The sequence below is a fragment of the Dethiobacter alkaliphilus AHT 1 genome, assembly GCF_000174415.1.
Lineage (GTDB): Bacteria > Bacillota > Dethiobacteria > Dethiobacterales > Dethiobacteraceae > Dethiobacter > Dethiobacter alkaliphilus.
Map to the genome: position 1 here is coordinate 203,094 of NZ_ACJM01000003.1, position 23,738 is coordinate 226,831.

The window sequence follows — 23,738 nt, forward strand, 5'->3', positions numbered from 1 at the left end:
TTGTTTCATCTCCTTTCTTTAATTAAGCTTACAGATGCCGGCAGCCTATCCGTTAGTGGTGCAAGAGCAGTGCCAATAATTGAAATTATCTGAAAATTTCAGAAATACGCGATGATATAAGGCTTTTGGCCTGCCTGCAAGAGATCTGTTTTAGGCTAAAAAAAAGTAACGGTGGGAAAAACCACCGTTACTGGTGCAAAATTGCTTTATTTATGCTCAAGCCCCAGGCTTTTCATTTTCCGCACAACCGTTGAATGGTCAACCCCCAGGGATTTGGCTGCCTTACGAATGCTGCCGTGCAGGGAAAGTGCTCTGCATATGGCGTCCCGCTCCGCGGATTCACGGGCCTGTTTTAAGGAGATTTCCGCGGTGCATTCCTGCTTAGGACTCATATCAGAGCGGGGAGCCTGGCCGGAAGAAACATTGCGCGGCAGCCAATAGGGCGTCAGCACCTTCTCATCGGAGATAACCACCATCCGCTCGATCAGGTTTTCCAACTCCCGGACATTGCCAGGCCAGTCATACTCTTCAAAGCAGGCACAAACTTCCGGGGAAAGGGACTTGTCTGTGCCGTGTTTTTGGTTAAAACTTTTCAGAAAGTGCAGAGCCAATGGCACGATGGCTTCGCGACGCTCCCGCAAAGGGGGGATATGTATGGGAATTACGTTTAAACGGTAATACAAATCTTCCCGGAACAGATTTTCTTCCACCATTTTTTCCAGATTCTTGTTGGTGGCAGCGATGATACGGACATTTAGTTTAATAGGTGTGGTGGAGCCTACCCGGTAGATAACCTGTTCCTGAATGGCCCGCAGCAGCTTGACCTGCACCAAGGGCGAAAGGTCACCGATTTCATCCAGGAGAATGGTACCCAGATCCGCCATTTCCATCAAACCGATTTTCCCCTGCCTGCCGGCGCCGGTAAAAGCTCCTTTTTCATAACCAAATAATTCAGACTCCAAAAGGGTCTCAGGGATGGCACCGCAATTTATCTGCACAAAGGGACCTGACTTACGGGGGCTGGAATTATGAATTAATTTGGCAATCATTTCTTTTCCCGACCCCGATGGTCCTGAGATAAGCACATTGGTATCAGTCTGGGCAACCCTGATAGCCCGTTCACAGATATCCTTCATCTTCCGGCTGATAACAACCATCTCGTCTTGCTCCAATATCTGTCCACGCAGCTGCAACAGTTCCTGATAGTAACGAAAAGACTGGTCTTTTGTTTCCTCCACTTCCTGACGCAGGCGACTAAGCTCGGTCATATCACGAATGGTGGCCACATAAAACAAAAATCGGCCCCGGTCATCATAAGCGGGTTTGCTGGTAATAAACAACTCTACACCGGTGCGGATATTCTGCTTCAGGGTAAGGGGGTCTTTTCCCAGAATGATTTTGCTCTGTGAAAGGATAATACCCTCTTTTTCCAGCTCCAGCGCTGTCTTACCCAATAAATCCGCTACCTTAATACCTCCGGAGACACGTTCCATGCTTTGATTGGCACGGAAAATCCGCCCCTCCCTGTCACTGAGGATGATGCCGTCATAACATGATTCAATGATAACATCCAGCTCTTTTTTGAGCCGACGGACCTCGTCCACTTCAGTGATATGGATAACGTTACCCTTATTCACCGACTTCCCTCCCCATATCCTTCGGATATGTTTATGTAAAAAAGTATGTTATTACTATCAATATTGTTAAAATTAAACATTATTACATAAATACCTGCCGGTTACGTGCTTTAGGAGCCCCATGAGCAAAAAAAAGAACGCCCTAAGGCGTTCTCAACAAGAGCTTGATTTATACTTCTGCAGGGGCGAGAGTAAAACTTATTGCCTGATCAAACTTACAGAGCCTCGTGGCAGTCCATGCAGCGGTCTTCGTAATCTGCGCCATAATTGGCTTCATGATCTTCGGCGATGTCTCCGTGACAAGCCATGCAGTCATCATAAGGAGCTTCTGTACCGTGTCCAAAAGACGGTCCGGCCACTACGTCATTACCATTATCGTTACCATTATCCACATTACCGTTGTCACCACATCCTACAGCAAAAGCAGCCATGAGCAGTAAAGCAACAACTAAAACCATCCACTTCTTAGCATTCATATGTTCTTCCTCCCTCTCTTTTTAAAATTTGTTATCGTGCTCTGCCCCCGGGCAAAAGCCAATGTTATGTACCTACAATGCAGATTCTACCACCTATAAGGCTATTTTTCAAACATTGTTACCAATATTTAATAGAATTGTTACATATGAGTGTCGGAATTTGTACTTGCCAAAACGACACATCTCTGGTATACATTGAGTAGACTAGAAAAGGAGCCCTTTTTGAGGGCTCCTATCCATGATTACTGTTGCTGGGGTTTGTTTTGGGCCTGCTGAATGGACTGCTGGGCCTGCTGCAGTTGCTGCTGAGCCTGTTGCAGCTGTTGTTTTTGCTGCGGATTGGCCTGAGCGCCAAGAGCTTGCTGAGTTTGCTGCAGCTGCTGCTGCGCCTGCTGAAGCTGCTGTTGGGCCTGCTGGATTTGTTGCGGATTAGCTTTAATTTGTGCCTGCTGTACAGCGTTTTGTGCCTGTTGGGCAGCTTGCAGAGCTTGTTGCATTTGTTGTTGCTGGTTCATTAAACAGATCATCCCCTTAATTTGATTTTGGAATCCTTCTTTAGTCTGTCAAAACTTATAGTCCGCTATTCTATAAGAACCTGTCGGAACAAGCAGATGTAACCAGTTCCGGCGGACATTGCTTCGGCTAAAATAGCGTCAGGTTACAATACTAAGATAAAGGTAAGTTTTTTAAAAGGAGGTCTTGCCGGATGGAAGATTGGAAATGGCAGATGCAAAACCAGGTGAACACGCTGGAAAAATTGGAAGAGTATATTAAGGTGACTGAAGAGGAAGCTGATGCCATTCGTAATTGTGAAACACGCTGGGGCACCACCCCCTACTTTGTCTCTTTGATGGACAAAGAAAACCCGGAATGTCCCATCCGCAGGCAGGTCATTCCTTCCAAACATGAAAACGTTAACGAGTTCGGTATAGAAAACTATCTGGTCTACAAAGAAAACCGCGACAATCATGAACAGCGTCCCGACACCATTGCGCGGCAGTACAAAGACCGGATTGCCATGACTATTACCAACCATTGCGGTATTTACTGCAGGCACTGCTTCCGCAAGGAACTGGTGGTGGACAAAAGCATGCAGCTGCGCTTTGACGTTGACGAAGGACTGGAATGGGTGCGGCAGCACCCGGAACTGCGGGAGGTATTGATTACCGGCGGAGACCCGTTTTTGCTTCCCGACGACCAAATCGAATACATTATTCGCAAACTGCGGGAAGTCCCCCATATTGAAATGATTCGCTTTGGCAGCCGGCTGCCCATTGTCTTACCGCAAAGAATAACTCCGGGCTTAAAGAAAGTGCTGGGTCAATATCACAAAGTGCCGATTTGGGTAAACACCCAGTGCAACCATGCCAAGGAAATCACGGAAAGAACTGCACAGGCAATCTGGGATTTATTAACCTGTGGGGTAAATGTGGGCAACCAGGCGGTATTGATGAAAGGCATAAACGACGACGAACATTCTTTCCAACAACTACACCAAAAATTGCTCTCCATCCGTATCCGCCCGTATTATGTCTTTTACCTGGAACCGGCACCCGGCATCGATCATTTCAGAACGCCGGTGGAAAAAGGTGCCGAGTTAATCCGCGATACACTGCGCGGTCATACTTCAGGCCTGGCTCAGCCAATGTATGTAATAGCTACAAACATCGGCAAGGTGCCGCTGATGCCCGACTACTACATTAAAGAAAAAAATGAAAAAGAATATATTCTGCAAAATCACCGCGGCGAAACCACCACTCTGCCTAACATCGACGATCAGGGCTGCACAGGTCTGCCTTGCTTTAAGAAGGAATTTGCCTGATAAACTGCGAATTGTTCATAGTAAACCAACATTGTGGGGATGCCTATGGACAATGAAAAAATCCGTTTAAAAACCGAATTAAACCGCATCAGCCAACGCATTTATGCTACCAAAAACCAGCTGGAGCGGGAAACCGACGCAGAAAAGAAAAAACTGCTGACCAAAGAACATCAGCAGCTCCAGCGCCAAGCACTCTATTACATTCAAAAGCTCAAACAAAAATAAACAGACAAGGGAGCGTCCCTTGTCTGTTTATTTGTCTAGCCAAGCAGAGACTGCAGCTTCATGGCCAGCGACAGATCCCCTTTAATCTTAATTTTTCCCACCATAAAAGCGGTAGTGGCATTTAACTTTCCATGAAGCAGCTTGTTAAAATTCTCATCGGACATTTCAATGGTCACATCGGCATCCTCAGCCTGCCCTTCACTAACCTCTCCTTTGCCATTGGCAACAGAGATATAAAAATCTCCCCCGTTATCACCGCTAAGAGCAAACTGAAACACCGGCTCTCCATCCACACTGGCCGATTCCGTACCGGCTCTGACTTTCTCAAGCATTTCCGTAAACTGCATTCTCTACCCCCTCAACTAAACTAAATAGAATATTGCAATAATAATTCGCCTCCCAACAGCATTTTCCTTCAAAATATTAATATTTCACATATACAATAAAAGCCACCAGCCAAAGTACTTTCCCTGGCTGGTAGCGTAAGTGATGCTATTCAAGTATTGACCATGCTTCTTCCAAGAGTTCTTCCACATTGCCCAGAACTCTGTGGGCTTCTTCCCAGTTGTGGAAACCGTTGCTGTTCTCTACCCAGATGAAGTCCCAATAAAACTGTGCTTCTCTGTGGATTGCCTGGAGGCGTTCCAGCTCCTCTGCAGAAACAGTGTCGTTTTCCCTTGCTTCGCCTACAGCCAGAATGAACTCTTCCAGTTCATAACCCACTCTGTTTTGTTGCTCGTAAACGCCGGACTGAACTCCTTCGGTTCTTTCGATGATTCCTTCTGCACCCCAGTCACTGTGACAGGTTAAGCAAGAATCTTCAATGTGCTCCAGGGGAGTGGTCCATCTGTGTGAGGTAAACTCATTGCCATCTGCATCAGTTACGGCGGGCATATGACAATCGGTACAGCCCATGCCTATTGCAGAGTGGACACTTTGAATCTGCCCTTCGTGGTACAGCTCATACTCAGGGTGCTGTACTTTGGCAACTAAAGCACCGGTAATTTCATGTTCCCATTCATCGTTATAACGGGGACCCTGATTATAATGCTCAAACTGATCTTCCACCGTCAACCCGATGCTCCAGGGCAGTACCGGCTCTCTGGTTTCAGGGTTAAAGTGATAGTTTACGTGGCACTGGGCACAGGTGAGGTCGGCCCGACCTTCAGGATTAATGTTTCTGAAAGTATTTTGCTCCAAAGCTTTGGTCAGGTAGTCCCTTTGGTAAGTGACGGAGGCATCATTGGCATCATGACAATCCAGGCAGCCAATGGCGTTATCTCCTACAACCTCGGCAAATGATCTGCTGTACCACTCATCGCCGTACTTGTCCTGCAGGACAACAACATCTGTACTTTTACATGACAAGCATGTTGCGGGCCTTGTTTCCAGATCCGGAAGTCTACCGGTTTCCAGAGTATCTGTTAAAGAATATACATGACCGCGCGAACGATAGTAACTTACACTAAAGGGAAAACCGGCATAAGTTGACTTCAGGAAAGGATACATCTCCAGATAGTCCATTTTTTCTCCGTCTTCTCCGGAACCACCATAAGTTGTTCTAACCATTTCGGCTGTTTCCAGATATGTTGCATACTGATTAGGGAAATAGTCCTGCCAAGCTTCAGATACTGCAGCCTCTTCCAATGAATCAAAGCCTGTAAACTCTCTGGGTTCAGTACCTTCATCTGCAGGCTGACACCCACTTGCAAAAACCACAACAAGGCTCAAAGCCAACACTAAGAGAAGAATCTTTTTCATTTTAAACCTCCCTCAAAATAATTACCGAACTGTCCTTGATAAAAAAGCTACAAACTAAGGTGAAAAAAATTGCCATAAACAGTTCGGATTTGTCAAACTTTAATCATATTTTAAAACAGAATAATTTCTATCCAATAAACAAGTTATTAATAACTTATAAACAAAGAAATAATTTTCACAAGAAAACACGGAGAGATGTTATAGTCCGGGCAATATTACGTGCACACACCTGCACAAACCGACAAATTATTTACAAGTTGGACTGTATAATGTTATTAATGAAATTACTACGGGGGATTTTGTCATAATGAGCATCTCTAAGCCGGAGCAAATACTCTTCGAGGAACACTATAGTAAGGTTTTTAAATCTGTATATCTGTATTGCAAAGATTTTCACATTGCAGAGGATGCCACACAGGAAGCTTTCCTTAAAGCCTTCGATAATATCAACCAACTTAGAGATGTTAAATCTTTTCCCGGTTGGGTCTACGTAATCGCCTTAAATGTAGTCAAAAAAGAATTTAACAGAAACAAAAAAATAACTGAATTGAATTTCGAAGATTACCAAAACATATTCAGCAATCAAGATGAATTTAAGAACATTGAGCTAAAAGAAGATCTTAAATTGCTCCTGAAACATATTAGCCCGGAAGAGAGAAAAATGCTAAACTTATATTATGGGTTTGGTCTTTCACTTAAAGAAATAGCCGTCCTGACAGATACCAATATTTCAACCTTAAAGGTGAAAATGCATCGCACCCGTCAAAAGCTTAAGAAAAAGGCTATAAACGACGTTGTGTTAACGGGGGAAGAAAAATGAACAAAGAAGAGAGTTTTGACAAAGAAATAAAAGATGCATACAACAGTATTTTAAATGATATTCCGGACCCGGATGTTAACCAGGCCTTTGAGATGCTCAAACAAAAGAATGCTTTACGCAATAAAAGAAGGAACAAAAATAAATTTCTGTTAACCGCAGCTTCCATATTAATAGCAGTTATATTCATTGCTTTTACCGGCCCCGCACAGGCAGTCAGACAATTAATATTCACTTCCTACATTCTCCACAATGAAGACTTTAGCTTAGTACAGCAAAGTGAGTCGGTAGAAGACCATGAAATAATTGTCCATATTCCGGATGAAGACTTCCACAGTGACATTTCAGCTATTCAGTATATCAATAATCCCAGACTATTTGTTCCCGGCCCTGAGCTGGAAGATATTTTCGTTTCTGCAGAAGTTACCAGCTTTGAAGGTGAAGTCTTAACTCTGTACATTACGTTTTATTTTGACGATGAAATAATTAGGCTAAATCAACATTATTATCGCGGCGAATGGTCCAGCAGCTTTGGTTTTGACCCTTCTACCACAACGGTGGAAGAAAAAGAAATTAACGGGATCGATGTTATGATTTTTACTTTTAGGGATTCGTCTACTACAATGATGTGGAATCATTCCAATGTAAACTATCAACTAGACAGCAATCTAGAGTATGAAAAGCTGGAGGAATTTGCCCACTATCTGCAACTTTTTTAACCAGAAGGATACGCCAAGACAGCGTCGAAGTTAATAATCCCGGAGGTGCGATATGGGTAACGATAATCAAGTATTTGAGCTTATGACAAAGATGTATGCGGAGATGCAGAAAGGTTTTAAAGATGTCAATGATAGGATTCAGGCAACCAATGTTGAAGTTCAATCAATTAAAGGGGAAATTCAAAACGTCAAAAACACAGTAATTAAAATTGAAGCAGACCATGGACTTAAATTTGGAGCTTTATTTGACGGACATACGCAAGTTTCTCAAAAGCTCGATCGCATAGAAGCGGAAGTATCAAAACACGACGAATTCATTCTAAAAAAAATAAAATAGTCTAAACAACTTACAAACGGACCACCGATTATCGGTGGTCCGTACTGCTATGCCTGAATAACTCTTCTGCTAATATTGTTCTCTGATCTTTATTTTTTCTGCCGGCAAATGTTCCCTCAGCAGAGAAATGACATCAGAATCATTTTATCAATTTCACTACTGAGTATTACTATGGTTTACTTTGTTCAGTAAATGTTCAGATGCTAAATTTAAAATATAGATATGAATAAGAGATCTACAATTGTTGGGGAGTGATGGTAATGGATGAAGTTTTAATTCACACAAAAGGATTAACAAAGCGCTACGGAGCGTCTACAGTGGTTGACAGCTTGAACCTGGAAGTAAAAGCTGGAGAAATCTATGGCTTCTTAGGACCAAATGGTGCCGGTAAAACAACTACCATTAGGATGTTAACCGGCCTGTTAGATGCCAGTGAAGGTGAAGCGTACATCTGTGGTTTTCATAATGACAGAGAAGCTGCTCAAGCCAAAGCAATGATGGCTTATGTGCCGGATCAGCCTAAATTATATGGTAAGCTGACGGCAAAGGAATTCTTGCATATGGTAGCAGCACTTTACCGTATATCCAAAGATATTTACCTGGAGCGGGCTGAGGAGTTAATGGCCATGTTTGGACTAAGGGAACGTGCTGATGAATTGCTGGAGGGGTACTCTCACGGCATGAGGCAGAAAGTGGTGCTGGCGGCTGCACTTATTCATCAGCCCCGTGTAATCTTATTAGATGAACCGACAGTTGGCCTGGACCCGGCCAGTGCCCGTTTACTCAAAGATGTACTGCAGGAACTGGCGCGGCAGGGAGCGGCGGTTTTTGTCTCCACTCATATTCTAGAGATTGCCGAACGGATGTGCCATCGTGTAGGTATTCTTAAGGAAGGTAAACTTATCGCCCAGGGCACTCCTGAAGAGCTGCGCAAGAAGGTTAAGCATTCCGAAGGCAGTTTGGAAGATATTTTCCTTGAGCTTACCGGCGGCCATGAAACTGCAGAATTAATTAAATGCCTGGAGGAGGAAAACTCCCTATGAAAATAGCACTCCCTTCTCCGTTAACCGAACCCCCTCTTCCCCAATCCTTTGGGCACGACTTTAAAATGATGCTTATCTACCAGCTCCTTGTAACAAAGAACAAGTTAAAACATTGGCCGGTTGGTGCCTGGCTGGGAATGATAGTAGTCACCATAGGCCTAACTGCAATCTTAATCTTTTTGGGAAACACTGCTTACGGCGCTCTGGCGGCCATGTCACCGGAAATTGGTGAAGGATTTTTATCTCTAATATTTATGGTGGGTATAGCCGGACAGATATTTTTTGGTATTACCGCAGCATTTGTAACTTTATATATGTCCGAAGATCTGGAGCTTTTATTTATGTCTCCCGTTCCCTTACGCGTTGTTTTTGCTGTGAAGTCCCTGCTAATCGCAGGCAGTAACTTTATAGCTGCCTTACTGTTTTGTTTTATTCCCGGTACATTTTACGGGTTATTATTTCAGGCCGGTCCCGTCTACTACCTTTTCGTATTATTGGTAGGCTGCGGTCTTTGGGCTATGGGAACTTCTTTGGCAATTCTTTTAAACATGGTGGTTATGCGTATTATACCACCACACCGTAGTCGGGAAGCCATCGGTTTTCTTGGAGCCATAGCAGCCATCTTAGTTGCTATTACTTTTCAGTTGCCAAGCATAATGATGCATCGTGGGCAACAGCTTAATCTGACCAATTGGCTGGAAAGTCAGGAGCAAATGCTTCGCATCATGGATTTCCTGCCATGGGGATGGGGAGCGCAAGCTTTAGCAGCAGGTATCACCGGCAACCTATTAACAGGGTTTTCCTGGAGTATTCTGTTACTTCTAACAGGCGGAGTTATTTTTTCATTCTCTTTTGTCTCACTGGAGCGCGGATTCCGTCGGGGCTGGATTGCTGTTAGCCAGGGAGAAGGCGGGCGGCGTCGACAGAAAAACAGCTCTCATCATAGTACAGGGGATATTAGCGTTTCCGCAATGCAATTAACAGCCGCACAGCCCACTGCAACTGCAGCCCATCTTTGGGACAGTTTATGGGCTGTTGCCAAGAAAGATTTACTGTATATGCGCAGAGATACGCGGGAATGGTTTGGTTATATGGTGCCCCTAATTCTAATGGCATTTCTTGTAGCACAGTTCCTCTTCTTACAGGCAGAAGCTACGCAGATATCCATGATTATAGTACTGGTCATGTATAGTATCATGTTTAGCGGCAATATGGCACTGCAATCTTTTGGCCGGGAAGGCGAATCCGACTGGTTCCTAAACAGCGTACCCATGGCCGGATGGCCGGTTGTTTGGGGGAAACTTTTAGGATCTGTAATTCCCACCTTAATACTAATGCAAACGCTGTTGGTGGGGACCGCCCTGGCTATTGGTGTCTCTTTTTCCCTCACCGTAATGCTGGCAGTTGGTACCATTCTTTTAACTCTTGGTTCCAGTGCCATCGGCCTCTTCTATTCAATCAATAACAGTCGCTATAATCCCGACAGTCCACAGCACCGCATTTCTCCCGGAGCTTCCATTATAATGTATCTGGTTAATTTATTGTTCATGCTCATCCTGGGTATAGGCATGGTTTATCTCATTCCCCCGGAAGAACTTATAACCGTCCTGCATACATTACCCCCGGTACCTGCTGAAGGTGGTTTTCTAAATAATCTGGCCCGCTTTTTCTTCTTTATCAGCCGACCACTGCTATGGGAACCATATTTACGTGTATCCATGGGCATAGCTGTTGCACTAGGCTCCTGGGCCTTGGTATTCTTTGGTTTTATGGCTGCAACGGTACGCCAAAGCCGTAAAGGATTCCGGGTAGAAATCATTACCGGCAGCAAAAAGAAAAAATAATGGCACTTAGAGTCTAAATCAAGGTAGCAAAGAAGTGCCATTTCTTCAACTTAACACAGAGGCGTGAAATCGCGGCTGATTTCACACCCCTGTGTTTCGATGTTATTTTACGTTTTAAGCCGTATTCCAAAGTGTTAGTAAAGAGAATTGGAAGTCTTCTCGGCTGGCATGATAAAATAGGATTTGTAAGTTTGTAAACAGGCAGGAGGTTTTTAAGTGCAGGGTATTATTGAAGTAAAGAATCTGACCAAAAGATATGGTGATCAGGCAGTGGTTGATGATATCAGCTTTACTGTTGAGTCACAGGAGATTTTTGGTTTTCTGGGTCCTAATGGTGCGGGGAAAACCACCTCCCTGGAGATGATTGAGGGATTGCGAAAACCCGATGGTGGAGAAATCTTTATAAAGGGACAGACGGTTTGGCCTAATCCCAATAAAGTAAAGAATCTTATTGGTGTGCAGCTGCAGTCAACTTCCTTTTACGAGGAATTAACTGTAAAAGAAACCCTGGCGCTATTTGCCTCCCTTTATGGCAAAAAGCTTTCTGCCGGGGAACTAGAAGACCTACTGGCCATCGTTGGCCTAACGGAAAAAGAAAACGCCCATACCCGCTCCCTCTCTGGTGGACAGCAACAGCGGTTAGCCATCGTCACCACACTTGTAAATGAGCCGGATGTGATCTTTCTTGATGAACCCTCCACAGGACTGGATCCTCAATCAAGAAGGAATATCTGGGACGTGGTTAAAGAACTGCAAAGAAGAGGCAAAACCGTTATCTTAACCACTCATTACATGGAAGAAGCAGAGTACTTATGTGACCGCGTTGCTATCATCGATCAGGGGAAAATCATTGCTTTGGATACTCCCCAAAAATTAATTGACGGTTTAGGCTCGGAGGCTAAAGTATCATTTACCAGTGAAGCTCCAATTAAAAGGGAGCTCCTCTCCCAAGTGGAAGCAGCAACGGTTAAAGAGCTCTCCGGCAATAATGGCAAGCAGCTGATTTATAGCAGTGACCCAGCGCAAACAATTACCAGCTTACTGGCTTTAGCAAAACAGGATAACGTGGAGATAAAAGGCTTACACGTTAGCAGTGCTACGCTGGAGGATGTCTTTTTAGAATTAACAGGAAAGGAGCTGCGGGACTAATGAGCTTTCGTATGCTAACTATAGCTAACTTAAAAATGCATTTACGGAACCGTTCATCCCTTTTCTGGCATTTTGCCTTTCCGTTAATCTTTATGGTTCTTTTTGGACTTATTTTTAGTGGCGGGATGACATCTCAGATCAGAGTCGGTCTGGTAGATACCAGTTCAGATTTTGATGAAGTGTTCAATACTGCTTTTGCTGAAATAGATAACGCAACATTGGTAGAAGGTGAGAAGGATGAGCTAATTGACGACCTTAAAAATGGCGGCTTAGATGCTGTTATCGTGCTTGATGAGAGTACTGCCGCAAATAGTTTAATAGATGTAGAAATATTTTACGACCAGACGCAAAGTTTAACCGGCAGCATGGCCCGGAGCTTCATTATTTCTCTCTTAGACCAGATTAGAATGCAAGCTTTTGCTGTGCCGGAACTGTTTGACGTGACAGAAACAAGTGTGGCCCGTGAGACTTTAAGTTACATGAGCTTTTTGATGCCGGGAGTTATCGGCATGTCTATAATGTTTTCTGCCTTGTTTGGCACGTCTTATCCTCTGGTAATGGAACGGGAAAAAGGAATTTTGCGACGCTTGCGCTTGACACTTGTTACACCGGTTTCTTTCATCGGCGCTAAAACTGTAGGCTTGCTGGCAATAGCTTTTATGCAGGCCGCCATTATTATTATTACCGGCATATTATTTTTTGACGTACAGATTGTGGGTAGTCTTTGGGCAGCATCATTTGTTGTTTTAATTGGTTGTTTAATGATGGTGGCCTTGGGCCTCCTGGTGGCTGGTTTAGCCAACAGGCTGGAATCCGTTGACGCCATAGCTAACTCAATTGGTATGCCCATGATGTTCTTGGCAGGCACTTTTTTTCCCGTTGATGGAGCACCCAGGTGGTTGCAGACCATTGCTACAGTACTTCCCTTAACATATTTAAACGATGCCCTGCGAGAAATTTTGGTAACAGGGAGTACTTTAATTGATGTTTCAAACACGCTACTGATTATTGTAGCCTGGACCGTTGTTTTCTTTGCTTTCGCTATCTATCTATTTAAATGGGAAGTGAATTATCAAAAATAATAGCAAGAGTTTATCAGATCCTGGTAACAGTCAAAAAACGTTTCTGCAGCCAAACTGCAGAAACGTTTTTTACTCTTTTGCATCTTAAACAAAATCCCGGCGTTTTAGCTAACTTACCTCATAAAATAAGTATAACCTGTATTTTCAGCAATGTACCTTACTGGAAGAACAGACCGGATATCTCTTTCTCACTATTAAAAACAACAATTATATCTATTGTTGCGTCTTCAAATTCACTGTTTACAAAAACTCTGTCGTATCCGTCTACCTGGTCTGTGCGCTTACCCACTTCGCCCTTATAATCACCCACCTGTGTTATTACCTGCTCCCAGGCTGCCTGCAAATCGCTCTGGGGAAGTGCCGCCTTCATGTCGTCGTCAAATGATGCAAAGGCACTGCTGTAATCTCCATCCACCAACTGAGAGACAAACTCGCTAGCCTTTTCATATAACTCTTCATTGACATCGGATTCCCCGGACTGCCCACAGGAGGCGAGAACAAAAACAAAGATAACCAGCAGGCAAAAGACAGCAAAGCGCTTTAACATTTGACCACCCCTTTTTCATGTTTATATTAACGGACCTGTAGCCAACTTACAATGTCGTCCACTACCTCTTGAGCCACATTGCCCGGTTGCATGTATTCATTAGGGTTACCCGGTCCTTCACCTTTCATAAACAGATGATTTAAACCGGGATAAGACTTAAAAGCTACATCTGTACGTGAACTGAGTTCATCCTGCCAGATTGTAAAGTCTTCCATTGTAACCTGGTAGTCCCGCTCACCCTGCAGTATCAGCACAGGCACAGAAAGAGTTTTCGCTGTCTCGGCAGGGTTGTAATCCCTCAGGTACAACCAGTAGGATGCCGGCATGCCAAGTGGTAGTTTGTCTGCAGGCGTATCCAAAGAGAGATCGGGATCTTTCACACGTTCAACCCTCAACTGCATGTCTTGCAATGCTGCTTCTGTTTCTTCAGTAACCTTCTCTTCCAAACCTGCCAGATAGTGATACTGCTCAAGGATAATGTCTTCAAGAGGCCTTGCTGCCCCCGCCAGGATAATTAATCCGGCTATCTCCCTGTCTTCTGCGCCGATAAGCGGGGCCAGGGTACCTCCCAGGCTGTGCCCCAAGACATAAATGCTCTCAGGATCAATATCATCTCTACTTCTTAGCAAAGCCACTGCTGCCAGGGCATCATCTATAACTTCTTCCTTCGGTGTCAGAGTCTCCATCTGGGAAGCCATTGCCTGCCCGTGTTCTTTAGTTCTTTTTTCATATCGCAAGACTGCAATTCCTCTGGAAGAGAGCCCTGTTGCCAGGTCTTTAAAGGGCTTGTTGGGACCGATAGTTTCATCCCTGTCATTGGGGCCTGAACCGTGTACCAGGACAACTGCAGGGTGCGACCCGCTTTCCAATGGCACAGTCAAGGTGCCGGGCAGAGCCCACTCTCCGCTGCCGACAGTAACCTCATATTCAGTAAAGGCAGCAGTGTCGGTATAAGGCGGCAGGCGGTATTCACTCTCATAATGCTCCTGGGCAGGCTGGAAGAAAAGCCCCGCCACACGCTTATCCCTATTAAACACGACTCTTATATCCAATACCAGGCTTTCAAACTCTGAGGTGACCAAGACTGCATCATACTCATCATCGCTTTCTACTCTTGTATCCAAGATACCCACAAAAGGGCCTGCCTGCCCCAGCAGTTGTTCCCATACTTCCCGCAGATTACTCTCAGGTAAGGCCTGCCTCATGTTTGCATCATAATATGCCACTGTTCCGGCAAAATCCTCTTCGGACAGCTTGGTAACAAAATCAACTGCCAGGTCGGTAACGTCACCTTCCAGAGGGGGATCTGCAGGTGCAGTTTGAGTACTGCAGGACGCTGTCACAACAGCTAAAAGAATTAATAGGATAAAAGTTAGTTTATACAAACGCACACCAACCTTCCGCCCCAAATTAGTCATATATTAACAAATGCCACATTAATTATATCACTATTTTTCATCGTAAATGAACAATTCTTCCACATTTACTGCAAAAAAACGGGCCATCTTAAAAGCCAGCTTAATGGATGGATCGTATCTGCCTTTCTCAATGGAATTCACAGTTGCCCGGGTAACGCCGAGCTTTTTTGCCAGTTCTTCCTGAGTAAGGTCATGCATAGCTCTATAAACTTTCAACTTATTTTCCACTACTTTCTCAACCCCAAAACAGTAATATTAATTACCCAGAACAGATAAGTGACGCCAAGGACACCAATCCATAAACCAAGGTTGTCAAGACCTACCCAGGGCTGCGCCAAGGCACCAATTACCAGAAAAAACAGTAAAAGAAAAGACCAGGCACTGCTCCAGGCAAAATGATGCAGTTGCCTTTCATCATATTCGGGAACATCACGCAAAAAATCTTTATCGTCAATACGGATAGCAATAAAAATTATGAACAGCAGTCCCAGTATATAAACAGTGAAAATGCTTTGCAGCGAAGTATCAAACCCCAGCAGGGAAAGTATATAAGTGACTATCCCTGTTATGACAACCGGAATAAAAAGTGCTGATAAAATTGCTATTACCCAACGGCGAAAGGGCCCTTTGGCAAAATGGATAACAAAGATTCCCAGAGATACTCCGGCTAGTATTCCTAATAACATAAACGGATTAATAGCACCTCCGAAATACTGTGCCAAAACAGTACCAAACGCACTTCCAGTCAGCAGTAATAGCCAAAAAATCAACTTCCTTGCTTTTCCGTCCATTATTATTCCCTCCTAAACCTCTCACTTAAAATATATAACATACTTATCTATATGTCAAAACTTAATAACTTTATGTATAGCATGCTTTACATCGTAAACATAAAAATAAACACTGAAGATAAAAGCTTATTCCGCCAGTTTATCGTTATACTCTCAAATTGACGATAATTAATGAGGGCAAAATAGTTTTGTCCCGCAGTAGTCAACGAATTGATATCCAATCAGAACAGGGGTGTGAAATCGCAACTGTCTTGATTTTCACACCCCTGTATAAAGGCAAAAAATCCATTGTTGATTTGCTCCAAAGTGCAGGCTGTTACTTTGTCGTCGTCTGTAACAGTTTTTTCTCTTTGTTACCGGCGATTATATATGTTCCCCATGAAAAGGCTATGGCAAGGATAATATTGATTCTGAAAAGTACGGTACTCATGTCAATCGTCAGTAAGTGGAGTAAACCAATTAGCAGCAGTGGTAAAAGGAGCGCTAAAGGAGTTAACAGCATCTTAAATGCCGAGTATCCGGATTTGCCAATAATTAAACTTATTAAAATGGCACCCAGTAAAGTTCCTACAACGATAATTGCTGATATTAAGGTAACGTCAAAAACCGGTGTTGGTCTCTCCCCTACATAATAACGGTAAAGTTCAAGGATACCTAGCCCGGTAACAAAAAAAGACAGGATTAACATATATTGACCAAGACTGAAATACACAAGAAAGTTTGGCTTCATTTTTAGTGCACTTTCACTGATAATTTCATCGCAAAACTTCTTATAATCCCCGCCAATGACTGATTGAACTTTTTCACCTCTACTCTGGCTTTCCAAAAACAGATCCAATATGTCCTGTGCAATTTCTTCTAAGAGCCAATGATTCAGTGTGCGAAATACCAGGTATTTAAACACGGCACGATATGTTTTTAGATATTCACCCTGCAGCTTTTTCTCCAGTTCTTTCCGCTTGTTAACTCTATCGACATAACTATAAACATTCATCGTCAATGCCTCCCCACAACGCATCCATACTACTCACCAGGTTTTGCCACGAACCTGTAAAGCTTTCCAACTGCTCCTCGCCAAAGCTTGTTAAGTAATAATATTTTCTGTCCGGCCCCAGAGGGGATTCTTTTTTCTCAGACCTAATATATTGCTTTGTTTCAAGACGAACCAACAACGGATACAGGGAGCCCTCGGAAAAGTCCTTAAACCCGTACTGCATTAAGATTTGATAAATCTCATAACCATAGGTACTTTTTTGCGAAATAATCTTTAATATTGCTCCTTCAATAACACCCTTCAAAAGCTGGGGGGATTTCATCATACCCACCTACCCTGCAATACATGCTAGCAACTACATTGTAATACATGCTAGGGCTGCAGTCAATAAACCCTGAGTCAAATAAAACACGCTTACCTGTTCTTATCAACAGTAAGCGTGGTATATAGCGTGTCGTTCATTTAGGCCTAAAATTTGTGGTCTTTAGAGTACAACCTGTAACCGGCATATACGCTCAAAGGGACTATAAGCAATGCAGCAATACCAAGGCCTGTTAGAATCTGAGCTGTTTTCAAAACAGTGAGAAGGTGGTTTTAAGTCAGGCATTGTTGTGGGTGCAGATCCTGTTTTTCAGCCGTCTGTAAAATAACCAGGAGCGGACGGTAAAAGAGCCGAAGATAATGATGCTCATGCCAAAGAGAAATATTGTATCTGTTCTATATGCCTGATCAAGCCTGATGGCATTTATCTGCTGCAGAATAAAACCCCCATAAATAATGACGAGCGGCATAGAAAAGGCGGAATACGTAACAGCAACCTTTTTTGCACGTTGCAGGGAATCGGAGGCATCGCTGTAGATTTGCGGTTTCTCTTCCCCCTCCCGGTACTCACGGGACAATATAGTCCAACTCTCCATGAAGGAAGTGCGGGAGTAGCGAATTTTCCAGCCGGCGTCCTGGTGGATCTGAAAGTACCCTGATTCTGGTTTATTGTTAAAATCCGCATGATAGGCGACCCGGCGCGGTTTGCCTTTCATAAAATAGAACATGCTGCCCATGGGATCGATCCGGCAGAGATTGTAGCCCTGGGCTTCCATTGTTTCCAGCCAGTGTTCCAGTTTATCCGGAGCATACATCCATCCCGGTTTAAACCTGCGAATCAAACGGTCAGGGCTTAGTGCGGCACATTCAGGATCAGAGTACGGCTCAGGAGTGAACGTTACTCCCTCCCCGCTTTCCTGCTCAAGAGATTTATTGGTTATAAAGAGTTTGATGAAGCTGTAATAGACCCAGCTATAAAACAAAATATGGACTGACCAGAAAGGACTGGGAACAAATGTGGTGGGAATTTGTGTAAGGATCCTCGATATCAGGCCAGTCAAGAAAAACAGAATGAAATGGGTGACGGCAAAGAAGCCGGTAACATACATAATGATTTGATTGCGGGAAAGCAGCGCGTTACTTCGGATTGGAAACGTATGGACTTCTGCGGCAGGGTTTGCATTGCCCAGCACCGTCCAATTGCCGCTCTTTAGAACCTGGAACCAGCCGGCCTCCTTCAGTGACTCCGACAGCGGGTTGGATTTATAATCAATAAAGTAGGTTATGCTTTGCGGTTCATTAACCGCAAAAACAAACATACCGCCCCATTCCAGTGCCTGAAGATGATACCCTTTGGCCGCCATTTCGGACAACCATTTTTGTGTTGATTCCACATCATAGCTCCAGAACGGCCGGAACACTTTCTTAGTCATAAAATGCCTCCTCATAGCGCGCGGCATTCTCATGCAGCTCTTTTAGCCGGGTTATTTCCGCTAACATAAGTTGCTTTCCGGCTCCGGTGATTTCATAGACTGTTTTGCGCCGCTGATCGGAATGGACGGTTATGATACCGTCTTTTTGCATTTTCGTCAGCGTACCGTATACAGTGCCCGAGCCTAACTTAATACGATTGTTTGTAATTTCTTCCACATGCTTAATAATCCCGTACCCGTGACGTGGCTGTGTAAGCGAAAGAAGTATATAAAAAGCTGTCTCAGTCATGGGTAGATAATTTTTAAGTATCTTTTGCAGGCTCAAGCAATCACCTCAATTCAACTATGTCGCACCCTGACTATATCACGCTGCTACATATCATGTCAATACATAATCACACGTCCACTTACTTTTGCAATGACTTTCATACCCAGTGTTTACACCTCTACTTCTATTTGCGTTTATAGCCTCGAACATACCTACCCAGTTGCGCCCCCCTTGTCCGCCGGGTAATAAAAAAAGCCAATCCCAACCTCAAAGGTCAGGAGCGGCTTTCCAGCATCTTGCGGTCTACTTCGTTTAGGATCAGTTCTTCGTCGGAGCCCAGGACATCTAAGAGCGTTGGGTTCGTTAAAAGATGATAAAATGAATTATTGTTCTTAACAGGATTCCAACCAGAGCTCCTATGATGGCAGGTTTACCTACCGATGCAACACGGGGCCCGGAAGAAAACAGCACGGCAAAAGCCACCGGATCTAAAGTGTTTATTGCAAAGCCGGCTATCCGATTTAATTCTGTTGCCGTTAAAGCACCTTCTGCTACCAGGTCTAAAGTTATTGCCATCATCGCAGTGCCGCCTGCCAGATATTTTGTTATCATCGGGAGCACAGCAATTCCCGGCACCCCAATACTAACTAATAGCGGAGACAAAGCAGTTTCCAGCAAATCAATTGCACCAACAGATCTTAAAATATTCACGAACAGCAGTGCTAATATCAGGGCAGGAAGAGTACTAAACACTATGTGAACGCCTTCTTCTCCTCCCCTGTTAATAGTCTGTAGTATACCTCGCTTTTCGACCGGTGCAGCTTCAATAATTTTCTTGTTATTTTGTCCTTCTTCTCCCGAATCCTCTGTATCTGTCAATCGATAGGCGACAAACCCTGCCAGCAATCCCCCTGCCAGAGAAGTAGCTAATGCAACAGGGACGTTTAGCCCTGCAACAGCTAACGGAAAGGTAACGTTTGCCTGGGACATTGCCATAATTGCAGCCAATGTCGCAGCAATTTTCTGTTTTGAAATATGAATGTCTCGTTCAATAATTTTTAAAGTACTCAAGGGGGCTGCAAAGTTTACAAACATAACCTGTAGAATAGCAAACACCCCCAGACCAGGGAGTCCAAATAAAATTAGAATTGGTGATAATTTTAAGGCGACCCGACCTAAAATACCCTTCTCTTCTAACACCTTCATAAAAGACATCATTATCACCATAACAGGTAATAGCACATATAAGGCGAGATTTATTCCTGTCTCACCTGAAGTTAGTAGTAGTTCAATAATATTTTGCAAAACAATTCTCCTCTAATTTTTATTTCACAATAGTAGAACAGCTTAAAGGTCATGCCTTATCATCAACTGGTAAGTACAGCTTTCTCCGCTGTTGCCGGCATGGAAAGTCCGCTTATCTCAGCCATTAATTCACCGGTACTTGAATCGGTAACGGGCATATAATTTTCGGTTTTGACTGCCTCCATTCTCCGTGGACACAGTACTCCAAGCGCTTTACCATATGTCATCACTCCTTCTGCTTTGGGTCAAACTATCGAAGCGCAGTAATCAATAGTCTGTAACCGAGTGTCTTTTTATTATATAAAGCAAGGACCATGCCATTTTACTAACTTTGAACAATTTCGATAATTTTGCCGATTTTATGGGGCTTTCTGCGTTTTCATAGACAGTGGTAGATAGACAAGTGTAGTTATACATATACACTCAGCAGCGAAGTACATGTAGCGATAATACTACACCCTTGATAACAGTACATCGCCAAGCATTCAGTATTATCCTTGAGCTTATTGGAAAAGTCTTCAAGCTTATGGTAAAGTAAAACTAATAACTTTAAAAACGCAGATAGCCGGAGGGGTAGTCTATGGATTCAGAACTGGCGAAGATTTTTAAAGCTAAAGATACTTCATGCAATGTATGCAAAATTTACGAATACATCCTAAATGTTATCCCGGAACCCATCGCCCTCGTAGACAACGAGGGTTATGTGGTTTTCTTCAATAAACAATATCAGGAATTTTTAAATATTTCGGATGAAGAGGCCATTGGCAAACATGTTACCGAAATTATTGAAAACACCAGACTGCATGTAGTTATTTCCACTGAAAAGCCTGAAATAGATTACTTGCAAAACATCAAGGGAAGAGAGGCTATAGTCCAGAGAATCCCGGTCTTTATGGATGGTAAGCTATTGGGCGCCATTGGCAAAATCAGCTTCCGTGATGTGGATGAGGTAAAATCACTGGCAAAAAAGCTGCAAGTAGCCGAAAACAAAGCAAAAAAATTCGAAAACGAACTAAGGTATACCGCAACCTATGACTTTGCCGATATTCTTGGCGTATCCCAGTCCATTACCGCAGTTAAAAGGCTTGCTCATAAGGTTGCAGCAACAAACACTAATGTTCTGATTCAGGGAGAAACCGGTGTTGGTAAAGAGCTATTTGCTCATGCCATTCATAACAATAGTAATAGTTGCAACGGGCCTTTTGTCAGCATCAATTGTGCAGCCATCCCGCAGGATTTATTAGAATCTGAGTTATTTGGCTACGATGAAGGGGCATTTACAGGGGCTCGAAAAAATGGGAAAATAGGAAAATTCGAACTGGCCGATGGTGGAACAATTTTTCTGGACGAAATTGGCGACATGCCTTTGGGGATGCAGTCAAAACTATTACGTGTCCTGCAGGACAGGCAGTTTGAGAGAGTAGGAGGCCTGACCAGACAAAAAGTAGATGTCCGGGTTATTGCCGCTACCAATGTGAATATCGAAGATAAAGTCCGCAATAATGAATTCCGGGCAGACTTGTTTTACAGGTTAAATACCATTAGCCTGATTATCCCGCCTTTAAGAGAACGATATGAAGATATCTCTCTGATAGTGGACAAAAGCCTCAAAAATCTAAACAGCTCAGAGTATGGCAATAAACGGTTCTCCTCACAGGCGATGCAAACCTTAACCATGTATGATTGGCCGGGAAATATCAGAGAACTTCTCAACGTGGTAGAACGGTTATTTTTTCTTGTAGACAGTGACTTGGTAGAAGAAAATCATGTTAAACAAGCATTATCCGGCATAAATTCCGAAGAAAGAAAAAGCAACACCAATGCACTGGAAGACCAAATTCACCTCACTGAAAAAGATGCAATAATCAATGCTTTGGAGTCCTGTAACGGCAACAAGGCACAGGCCGCAAAACTACTAGGGATTCACCGGACCACCCTCTACCAGAAAATGAAAAAGTTAAATATGTAAGATCCTAAATGAAAGAAGCCCGAAATTTTCGGGCTTCTTTCATTCTTACAATATATCTACTATAAACTCTGTCTTTCCTGGCGGAACTCTTCGGCTATTTTCGCGATCACTTTCTTCTCAATTCGGAAAACGTAGGATCGGGAGATGCCAAGGGATTTGGCGATTTCCTTTTGGGTTTTGCGCCGGCCCATGGGCAGGCCAAAGCGCATGGCCAGGACGGTGCGTTCGCGGAGTTTTAGCTTTGTTGCCAAAGCGGCAAACAGACTACAAATTTCTTAATAAAAGCTATGGTCATTAGTCTCCAACAATAATGGCGGCACTCAGACAGCTAAGTGATACTATCATGCAAAAAAGAAACAGCTTCCGGTTAAAGTCTTTAATATTTTCTTTTTCTTTATTTGTAATTCTTTTAGTTCTTCTACCAAGTAGAATGCTTTGCCTTTCTGAATATCGTTGTAATAATGGGAATAATTTAAAGACTGGCTTGTCCAGTGCTTGAAATATTATTACTAAGTAAAAGAAAAACCATGGGAAAAAAGCTAAAACAAATAGAATTTGACTTATTTCTTTTGTTTGGAAGGAGCCTAATACAAAGCCAGGCAATATAAATAATATACTTAATTAAATTTTCAAGTATAAGTACGTCCAGAAAAATAATCTTTCCATTGCATACTCCTCCTCTCTAATATCGCTAAGTCAAGTAATCCAGAAATGACCCAAGTAAATAAGCTGCAATAATAGCGAGCGCAACATAAAATGGGTATTTAAGTCCTTTTTTCCAACCTTCTGCCGCAATCCCTAATGAATAAACACATATTAATAACCCAAGTGATGATATAGCTGATTTAAGCAAATTACTGGATATAGGTTGTTCAAATAAATTAAAGGCAGACATAGTAATAAAAAACCAGTAAATCCCTATAAAAAATCCAAAAATAATTGTCCATATGTTACCTTGTAATTTCAAGCTCTAAGTTCACATCCTTTTTAATCTAAAAAAACCCCACTTAACAAGAAGTTTTTTTGCAAAAAATGCGAATTGGGGCTTCAGTAAGTAGAACTTAATGAAACCCCGTTCTTACGGAAGGCTATTTAAAACTTCTTACTGTACCACTTGAAGACCCTGAAATAAGTGCTGTAATAAAACCTTCCCCCCACAGTGACCGCTGGTTATGTTGTTGTCGGCTCGTTCTTTGATACGTAGAAATAATTGGCTGGTCAAGTTCTGAAGCATCACACCTGTTTTAAAGTGTTCATTAATCGTCGCAAAGAATCCCTATAATGATTATTGACAAGCCAACAAGGATAACTGAAGCGGTAATCATATAACCCAAAATATTAATTACATCACTAAGTTCTGAAATTACACTTAATCTAAAAAGTAGTAACAACACCATCACTACAACAATAAAGAAACTCTGACATGCAACAGCTAAAATGCTAACTGGCTTATTGGCTCTGAATATGAACAACAATCTGTTAAGCCAGCTAGGGATCTGAATAAAATACCCTACATGACGCTCTCTAATTGTTGATAAAATATATCCAATTATCCAAAAAGAAAAAATATAATATGCTAATGTTCTAACCTCATTTTCCATTCTGCACCCCTGAATTAACTTTGTTTAAGTAAGTAACTTAAAGATGTTAATACAATATCTTCAAGCAACAAAACCGTGTACATGCTACTTCAGCCCATTTATTTCTTAGACCAATATTTTTGCACTTCGTAATCACGCTTTTCCGTAATTCATCACAAATAAATCTTGACTGATATCCC

At 43.0% G+C, this 23,738-nt stretch carries 28 protein-coding genes; 10 read left to right on the plus strand and 18 right to left on the minus strand.

Features of this window, described 5'->3' with window-relative positions; translation table 11 throughout:
• Positions 1-206: 206 nt before the first annotated feature.
• The 3 genes from DEALDRAFT_RS04320 to DEALDRAFT_RS16400 all read right to left on the minus strand — a co-directional run bounded on the left by DEALDRAFT_RS04320 (position 207) and on the right by DEALDRAFT_RS16400 (position 2,628).
• Positions 207-1,637, minus strand: a complete 1,431-nt coding sequence (locus tag DEALDRAFT_RS04320; RefSeq protein ID WP_008515224.1) for a sigma-54 interaction domain-containing protein — start codon at positions 1,635-1,637, stop codon at positions 207-209.
• Between the two features lie 215 nt (positions 1,638-1,852).
• Positions 1,853-2,113 carry a cytochrome c3 family protein gene (locus DEALDRAFT_RS04325; RefSeq protein WP_008515225.1) on the minus strand — a complete coding sequence of 87 codons (261 nt, stop codon included), beginning with the start codon at positions 2,111-2,113 and terminating at the stop codon, positions 1,853-1,855.
• 242 nt (positions 2,114-2,355) lie between these two features.
• Positions 2,356-2,628 (minus strand): hypothetical protein, encoded by a 273-nt coding sequence (locus DEALDRAFT_RS16400; RefSeq protein WP_008515226.1) that lies wholly within the window; start codon positions 2,626-2,628, stop codon positions 2,356-2,358.
• A gap of 191 nt (positions 2,629-2,819) precedes the next feature.
• Between DEALDRAFT_RS16400 and DEALDRAFT_RS04335 the strand changes: the two genes are divergently transcribed.
• Both DEALDRAFT_RS04335 and DEALDRAFT_RS04340 read left to right on the plus strand, forming a co-directional pair.
• Positions 2,820-3,935 (plus strand): KamA family radical SAM protein, encoded by a 1,116-nt coding sequence (locus DEALDRAFT_RS04335; RefSeq protein ID WP_008515227.1) that lies wholly within the window; start codon positions 2,820-2,822, stop codon positions 3,933-3,935.
• 45 nt (positions 3,936-3,980) lie between these two features.
• Positions 3,981-4,160 (plus strand): hypothetical protein, encoded by a 180-nt coding sequence (locus DEALDRAFT_RS04340; protein WP_008515228.1) that lies wholly within the window; start codon positions 3,981-3,983, stop codon positions 4,158-4,160.
• A gap of 35 nt (positions 4,161-4,195) precedes the next feature.
• Here the strand turns inward: DEALDRAFT_RS04340 and DEALDRAFT_RS04345 are convergent, their stop codons facing one another.
• Positions 4,196-4,507, minus strand: a complete 312-nt coding sequence (locus tag DEALDRAFT_RS04345) for an SCP2 sterol-binding domain-containing protein (RefSeq protein WP_008515229.1) — start codon at positions 4,505-4,507, stop codon at positions 4,196-4,198.
• 145 nt (positions 4,508-4,652) lie between these two features.
• Entirely contained in the window at positions 4,653-5,921 is a 1,269-nt protein-coding gene (locus DEALDRAFT_RS04350; protein ID WP_008515230.1) for an ammonia-forming cytochrome c nitrite reductase subunit c552, read from the minus strand.
• A 307-nt stretch (positions 5,922-6,228) separates the two neighbouring features.
• On the opposite strand from DEALDRAFT_RS04350, the gene DEALDRAFT_RS04355 reads away from it, so the two are divergent.
• From DEALDRAFT_RS04355 to DEALDRAFT_RS04385, 7 genes are all read left to right on the plus strand, one after another.
• Entirely contained in the window at positions 6,229-6,741 is a 513-nt protein-coding gene (locus DEALDRAFT_RS04355; RefSeq protein WP_008515231.1) for an RNA polymerase sigma factor, read from the plus strand.
• The gene (locus DEALDRAFT_RS04360; RefSeq protein ID WP_008515233.1) at positions 6,738-7,457 is read left to right on the plus strand and encodes a DUF4367 domain-containing protein; all 720 of its coding nucleotides are present in this window, start codon (positions 6,738-6,740) and stop codon (positions 7,455-7,457) included. The genes DEALDRAFT_RS04355 and DEALDRAFT_RS04360 overlap by 4 nt, the downstream gene beginning before the upstream one ends.
• 52 nt (positions 7,458-7,509) lie before the next feature.
• Positions 7,510-7,794: a hypothetical protein gene (locus DEALDRAFT_RS04365; RefSeq protein ID WP_008515234.1), complete on the plus strand. Its 285-nt coding sequence runs from the start codon at positions 7,510-7,512 to the stop codon at positions 7,792-7,794.
• A gap of 260 nt (positions 7,795-8,054) precedes the next feature.
• On the plus strand, positions 8,055-8,837 hold the full coding sequence (locus DEALDRAFT_RS04370) for an ABC transporter ATP-binding protein (protein ID WP_008515236.1): 783 nt from the start codon (positions 8,055-8,057) through the stop codon (positions 8,835-8,837).
• Positions 8,834-10,681: a putative ABC transporter permease subunit gene (locus DEALDRAFT_RS04375; protein WP_008515239.1), complete on the plus strand. Its 1,848-nt coding sequence runs from the start codon at positions 8,834-8,836 to the stop codon at positions 10,679-10,681. The genes DEALDRAFT_RS04370 and DEALDRAFT_RS04375 overlap by 4 nt, the downstream gene beginning before the upstream one ends.
• A gap of 216 nt (positions 10,682-10,897) precedes the next feature.
• Positions 10,898-11,830, plus strand: coding sequence for an ABC transporter ATP-binding protein (locus tag DEALDRAFT_RS04380; protein ID WP_008515240.1), 933 nt, complete (start codon positions 10,898-10,900; stop codon positions 11,828-11,830).
• Positions 11,830-12,912, plus strand: coding sequence for an ABC transporter permease (locus tag DEALDRAFT_RS04385; RefSeq protein ID WP_008515242.1), 1,083 nt, complete (start codon positions 11,830-11,832; stop codon positions 12,910-12,912). The genes DEALDRAFT_RS04380 and DEALDRAFT_RS04385 overlap by 1 nt, the downstream gene beginning before the upstream one ends.
• A 157-nt stretch (positions 12,913-13,069) precedes the next feature.
• Here DEALDRAFT_RS04385 and DEALDRAFT_RS04390 read toward each other — a convergent pair whose 3' ends face one another.
• From DEALDRAFT_RS04390 to DEALDRAFT_RS17390, 10 genes are all read right to left on the minus strand, one after another.
• A complete protein-coding gene (locus DEALDRAFT_RS04390) occupies positions 13,070-13,459 on the minus strand; it encodes a DUF3887 domain-containing protein (RefSeq protein WP_008515244.1) in 390 nt (129 codons plus the stop codon).
• A 26-nt stretch (positions 13,460-13,485) separates the two neighbouring features.
• Complete coding sequence (locus DEALDRAFT_RS04395) at positions 13,486-14,850, minus strand: alpha/beta fold hydrolase (RefSeq protein WP_008515246.1); 1,365 nt, start codon at positions 14,848-14,850, stop codon at positions 13,486-13,488.
• 57 nt (positions 14,851-14,907) lie between these two features.
• On the minus strand, positions 14,908-15,093 hold the full coding sequence (locus tag DEALDRAFT_RS04400; protein WP_318026054.1) for a helix-turn-helix transcriptional regulator: 186 nt from the start codon (positions 15,091-15,093) through the stop codon (positions 14,908-14,910).
• 11 nt (positions 15,094-15,104) lie between these two features.
• Entirely contained in the window at positions 15,105-15,668 is a 564-nt protein-coding gene (locus tag DEALDRAFT_RS04405) for a hypothetical protein (RefSeq protein WP_008515251.1), read from the minus strand.
• A 316-nt stretch (positions 15,669-15,984) separates the two neighbouring features.
• The gene (locus DEALDRAFT_RS04410; protein WP_008515252.1) at positions 15,985-16,662 is read right to left on the minus strand and encodes a DUF1048 domain-containing protein; all 678 of its coding nucleotides are present in this window, start codon (positions 16,660-16,662) and stop codon (positions 15,985-15,987) included.
• Positions 16,649-16,987: a PadR family transcriptional regulator gene (locus DEALDRAFT_RS04415; RefSeq protein ID WP_040378408.1), complete on the minus strand. Its 339-nt coding sequence runs from the start codon at positions 16,985-16,987 to the stop codon at positions 16,649-16,651. The genes DEALDRAFT_RS04410 and DEALDRAFT_RS04415 overlap by 14 nt, the downstream gene beginning before the upstream one ends.
• Before the next feature lie 274 nt (positions 16,988-17,261).
• Positions 17,262-18,416 carry a DUF2812 domain-containing protein gene (locus DEALDRAFT_RS04420; protein ID WP_008515256.1) on the minus strand — a complete coding sequence of 385 codons (1,155 nt, stop codon included), beginning with the start codon at positions 18,414-18,416 and terminating at the stop codon, positions 17,262-17,264.
• The gene (locus DEALDRAFT_RS04425; RefSeq protein ID WP_008515258.1) at positions 18,409-18,741 is read right to left on the minus strand and encodes a PadR family transcriptional regulator; all 333 of its coding nucleotides are present in this window, start codon (positions 18,739-18,741) and stop codon (positions 18,409-18,411) included. Before DEALDRAFT_RS04425 ends, DEALDRAFT_RS04420 begins: the two co-directional genes overlap by 8 nt.
• A 306-nt stretch (positions 18,742-19,047) precedes the next feature.
• On the minus strand, positions 19,048-19,989 hold the full coding sequence (locus DEALDRAFT_RS04430) for a nucleoside recognition domain-containing protein (protein WP_008515260.1): 942 nt from the start codon (positions 19,987-19,989) through the stop codon (positions 19,048-19,050).
• A gap of 62 nt (positions 19,990-20,051) precedes the next feature.
• Positions 20,052-20,174 (minus strand): hypothetical protein, encoded by a 123-nt coding sequence (locus DEALDRAFT_RS17390; protein ID WP_276324439.1) that lies wholly within the window; start codon positions 20,172-20,174, stop codon positions 20,052-20,054.
• Positions 20,175-20,569: 395 nt separating this feature from the next.
• On the opposite strand from DEALDRAFT_RS17390, the gene DEALDRAFT_RS04435 reads away from it, so the two are divergent.
• Complete coding sequence (locus tag DEALDRAFT_RS04435; RefSeq protein WP_008515265.1) at positions 20,570-21,958, plus strand: sigma-54 interaction domain-containing protein; 1,389 nt, start codon at positions 20,570-20,572, stop codon at positions 21,956-21,958.
• A gap of 59 nt (positions 21,959-22,017) precedes the next feature.
• Here DEALDRAFT_RS04435 and DEALDRAFT_RS16405 read toward each other — a convergent pair whose 3' ends face one another.
• The 3 genes from DEALDRAFT_RS16405 to DEALDRAFT_RS04440 form a co-directional block, all read right to left on the minus strand.
• Complete coding sequence (locus DEALDRAFT_RS16405) at positions 22,018-22,209, minus strand: sigma factor-like helix-turn-helix DNA-binding protein (RefSeq protein ID WP_243441134.1); 192 nt, start codon at positions 22,207-22,209, stop codon at positions 22,018-22,020.
• Positions 22,210-22,649: 440 nt separating this feature from the next.
• Positions 22,650-22,925 carry a hypothetical protein gene (locus DEALDRAFT_RS16700; protein ID WP_143753376.1) on the minus strand — a complete coding sequence of 92 codons (276 nt, stop codon included), beginning with the start codon at positions 22,923-22,925 and terminating at the stop codon, positions 22,650-22,652.
• A 289-nt stretch (positions 22,926-23,214) separates the two neighbouring features.
• On the minus strand, positions 23,215-23,559 hold the full coding sequence (locus tag DEALDRAFT_RS04440) for a hypothetical protein (protein WP_008515267.1): 345 nt from the start codon (positions 23,557-23,559) through the stop codon (positions 23,215-23,217).
• Positions 23,560-23,738: the final 179 nt, after the last annotated feature.

Excerpts from the sequence above, each read along its gene's own strand:
- DEALDRAFT_RS04325 (WP_008515225.1), bottom strand. The coding sequence starts at position 2,113 with ATGAATGCTAAGAAGTGGATGGTTTTAGTTGTTGCTTTACTGCTCATG.
- DEALDRAFT_RS16400 (WP_008515226.1), bottom strand. The coding sequence starts at position 2,628 with ATGAACCAGCAACAACAAATGCAACAAGCTCTGCAAGCTGCCCAACAG.
- DEALDRAFT_RS04335 (WP_008515227.1), top strand. The coding sequence starts at position 2,820 with ATGGAAGATTGGAAATGGCAGATGCAAAACCAGGTGAACACGCTGGAA.
- DEALDRAFT_RS04340 (WP_008515228.1), top strand. The coding sequence starts at position 3,981 with ATGGACAATGAAAAAATCCGTTTAAAAACCGAATTAAACCGCATCAGC.
- DEALDRAFT_RS04345 (WP_008515229.1), bottom strand. The coding sequence starts at position 4,507 with ATGCAGTTTACGGAAATGCTTGAGAAAGTCAGAGCCGGTACGGAATCG.
- DEALDRAFT_RS04350 (WP_008515230.1), bottom strand. The coding sequence starts at position 5,921 with ATGAAAAAGATTCTTCTCTTAGTGTTGGCTTTGAGCCTTGTTGTGGTT.
- DEALDRAFT_RS04355 (WP_008515231.1), top strand. The coding sequence starts at position 6,229 with ATGAGCATCTCTAAGCCGGAGCAAATACTCTTCGAGGAACACTATAGT.
- DEALDRAFT_RS04360 (WP_008515233.1), top strand. The coding sequence starts at position 6,738 with ATGAACAAAGAAGAGAGTTTTGACAAAGAAATAAAAGATGCATACAAC.
- DEALDRAFT_RS04365 (WP_008515234.1), top strand. The coding sequence starts at position 7,510 with ATGGGTAACGATAATCAAGTATTTGAGCTTATGACAAAGATGTATGCG.
- DEALDRAFT_RS04370 (WP_008515236.1), top strand. The coding sequence starts at position 8,055 with ATGGATGAAGTTTTAATTCACACAAAAGGATTAACAAAGCGCTACGGA.
- DEALDRAFT_RS04375 (WP_008515239.1), top strand. The coding sequence starts at position 8,834 with ATGAAAATAGCACTCCCTTCTCCGTTAACCGAACCCCCTCTTCCCCAA.
- DEALDRAFT_RS04385 (WP_008515242.1), top strand. The coding sequence starts at position 11,830 with ATGAGCTTTCGTATGCTAACTATAGCTAACTTAAAAATGCATTTACGG.
- DEALDRAFT_RS04390 (WP_008515244.1), bottom strand. The coding sequence starts at position 13,459 with ATGTTAAAGCGCTTTGCTGTCTTTTGCCTGCTGGTTATCTTTGTTTTT.
- DEALDRAFT_RS04405 (WP_008515251.1), bottom strand. The coding sequence starts at position 15,668 with ATGGACGGAAAAGCAAGGAAGTTGATTTTTTGGCTATTACTGCTGACT.
- DEALDRAFT_RS04410 (WP_008515252.1), bottom strand. The coding sequence starts at position 16,662 with ATGAATGTTTATAGTTATGTCGATAGAGTTAACAAGCGGAAAGAACTG.
- DEALDRAFT_RS04415 (WP_040378408.1), bottom strand. The coding sequence starts at position 16,987 with ATGATGAAATCCCCCCAGCTTTTGAAGGGTGTTATTGAAGGAGCAATA.
- DEALDRAFT_RS04420 (WP_008515256.1), bottom strand. The coding sequence starts at position 18,416 with ATGACTAAGAAAGTGTTCCGGCCGTTCTGGAGCTATGATGTGGAATCA.
- DEALDRAFT_RS17390 (WP_276324439.1), bottom strand. The coding sequence starts at position 20,174 with ATGGAGGCAGTCAAAACCGAAAATTATATGCCCGTTACCGATTCAAGT.
- DEALDRAFT_RS04435 (WP_008515265.1), top strand. The coding sequence starts at position 20,570 with ATGGATTCAGAACTGGCGAAGATTTTTAAAGCTAAAGATACTTCATGC.
- DEALDRAFT_RS04440 (WP_008515267.1), bottom strand. The coding sequence starts at position 23,559 with ATGGAAAATGAGGTTAGAACATTAGCATATTATATTTTTTCTTTTTGG.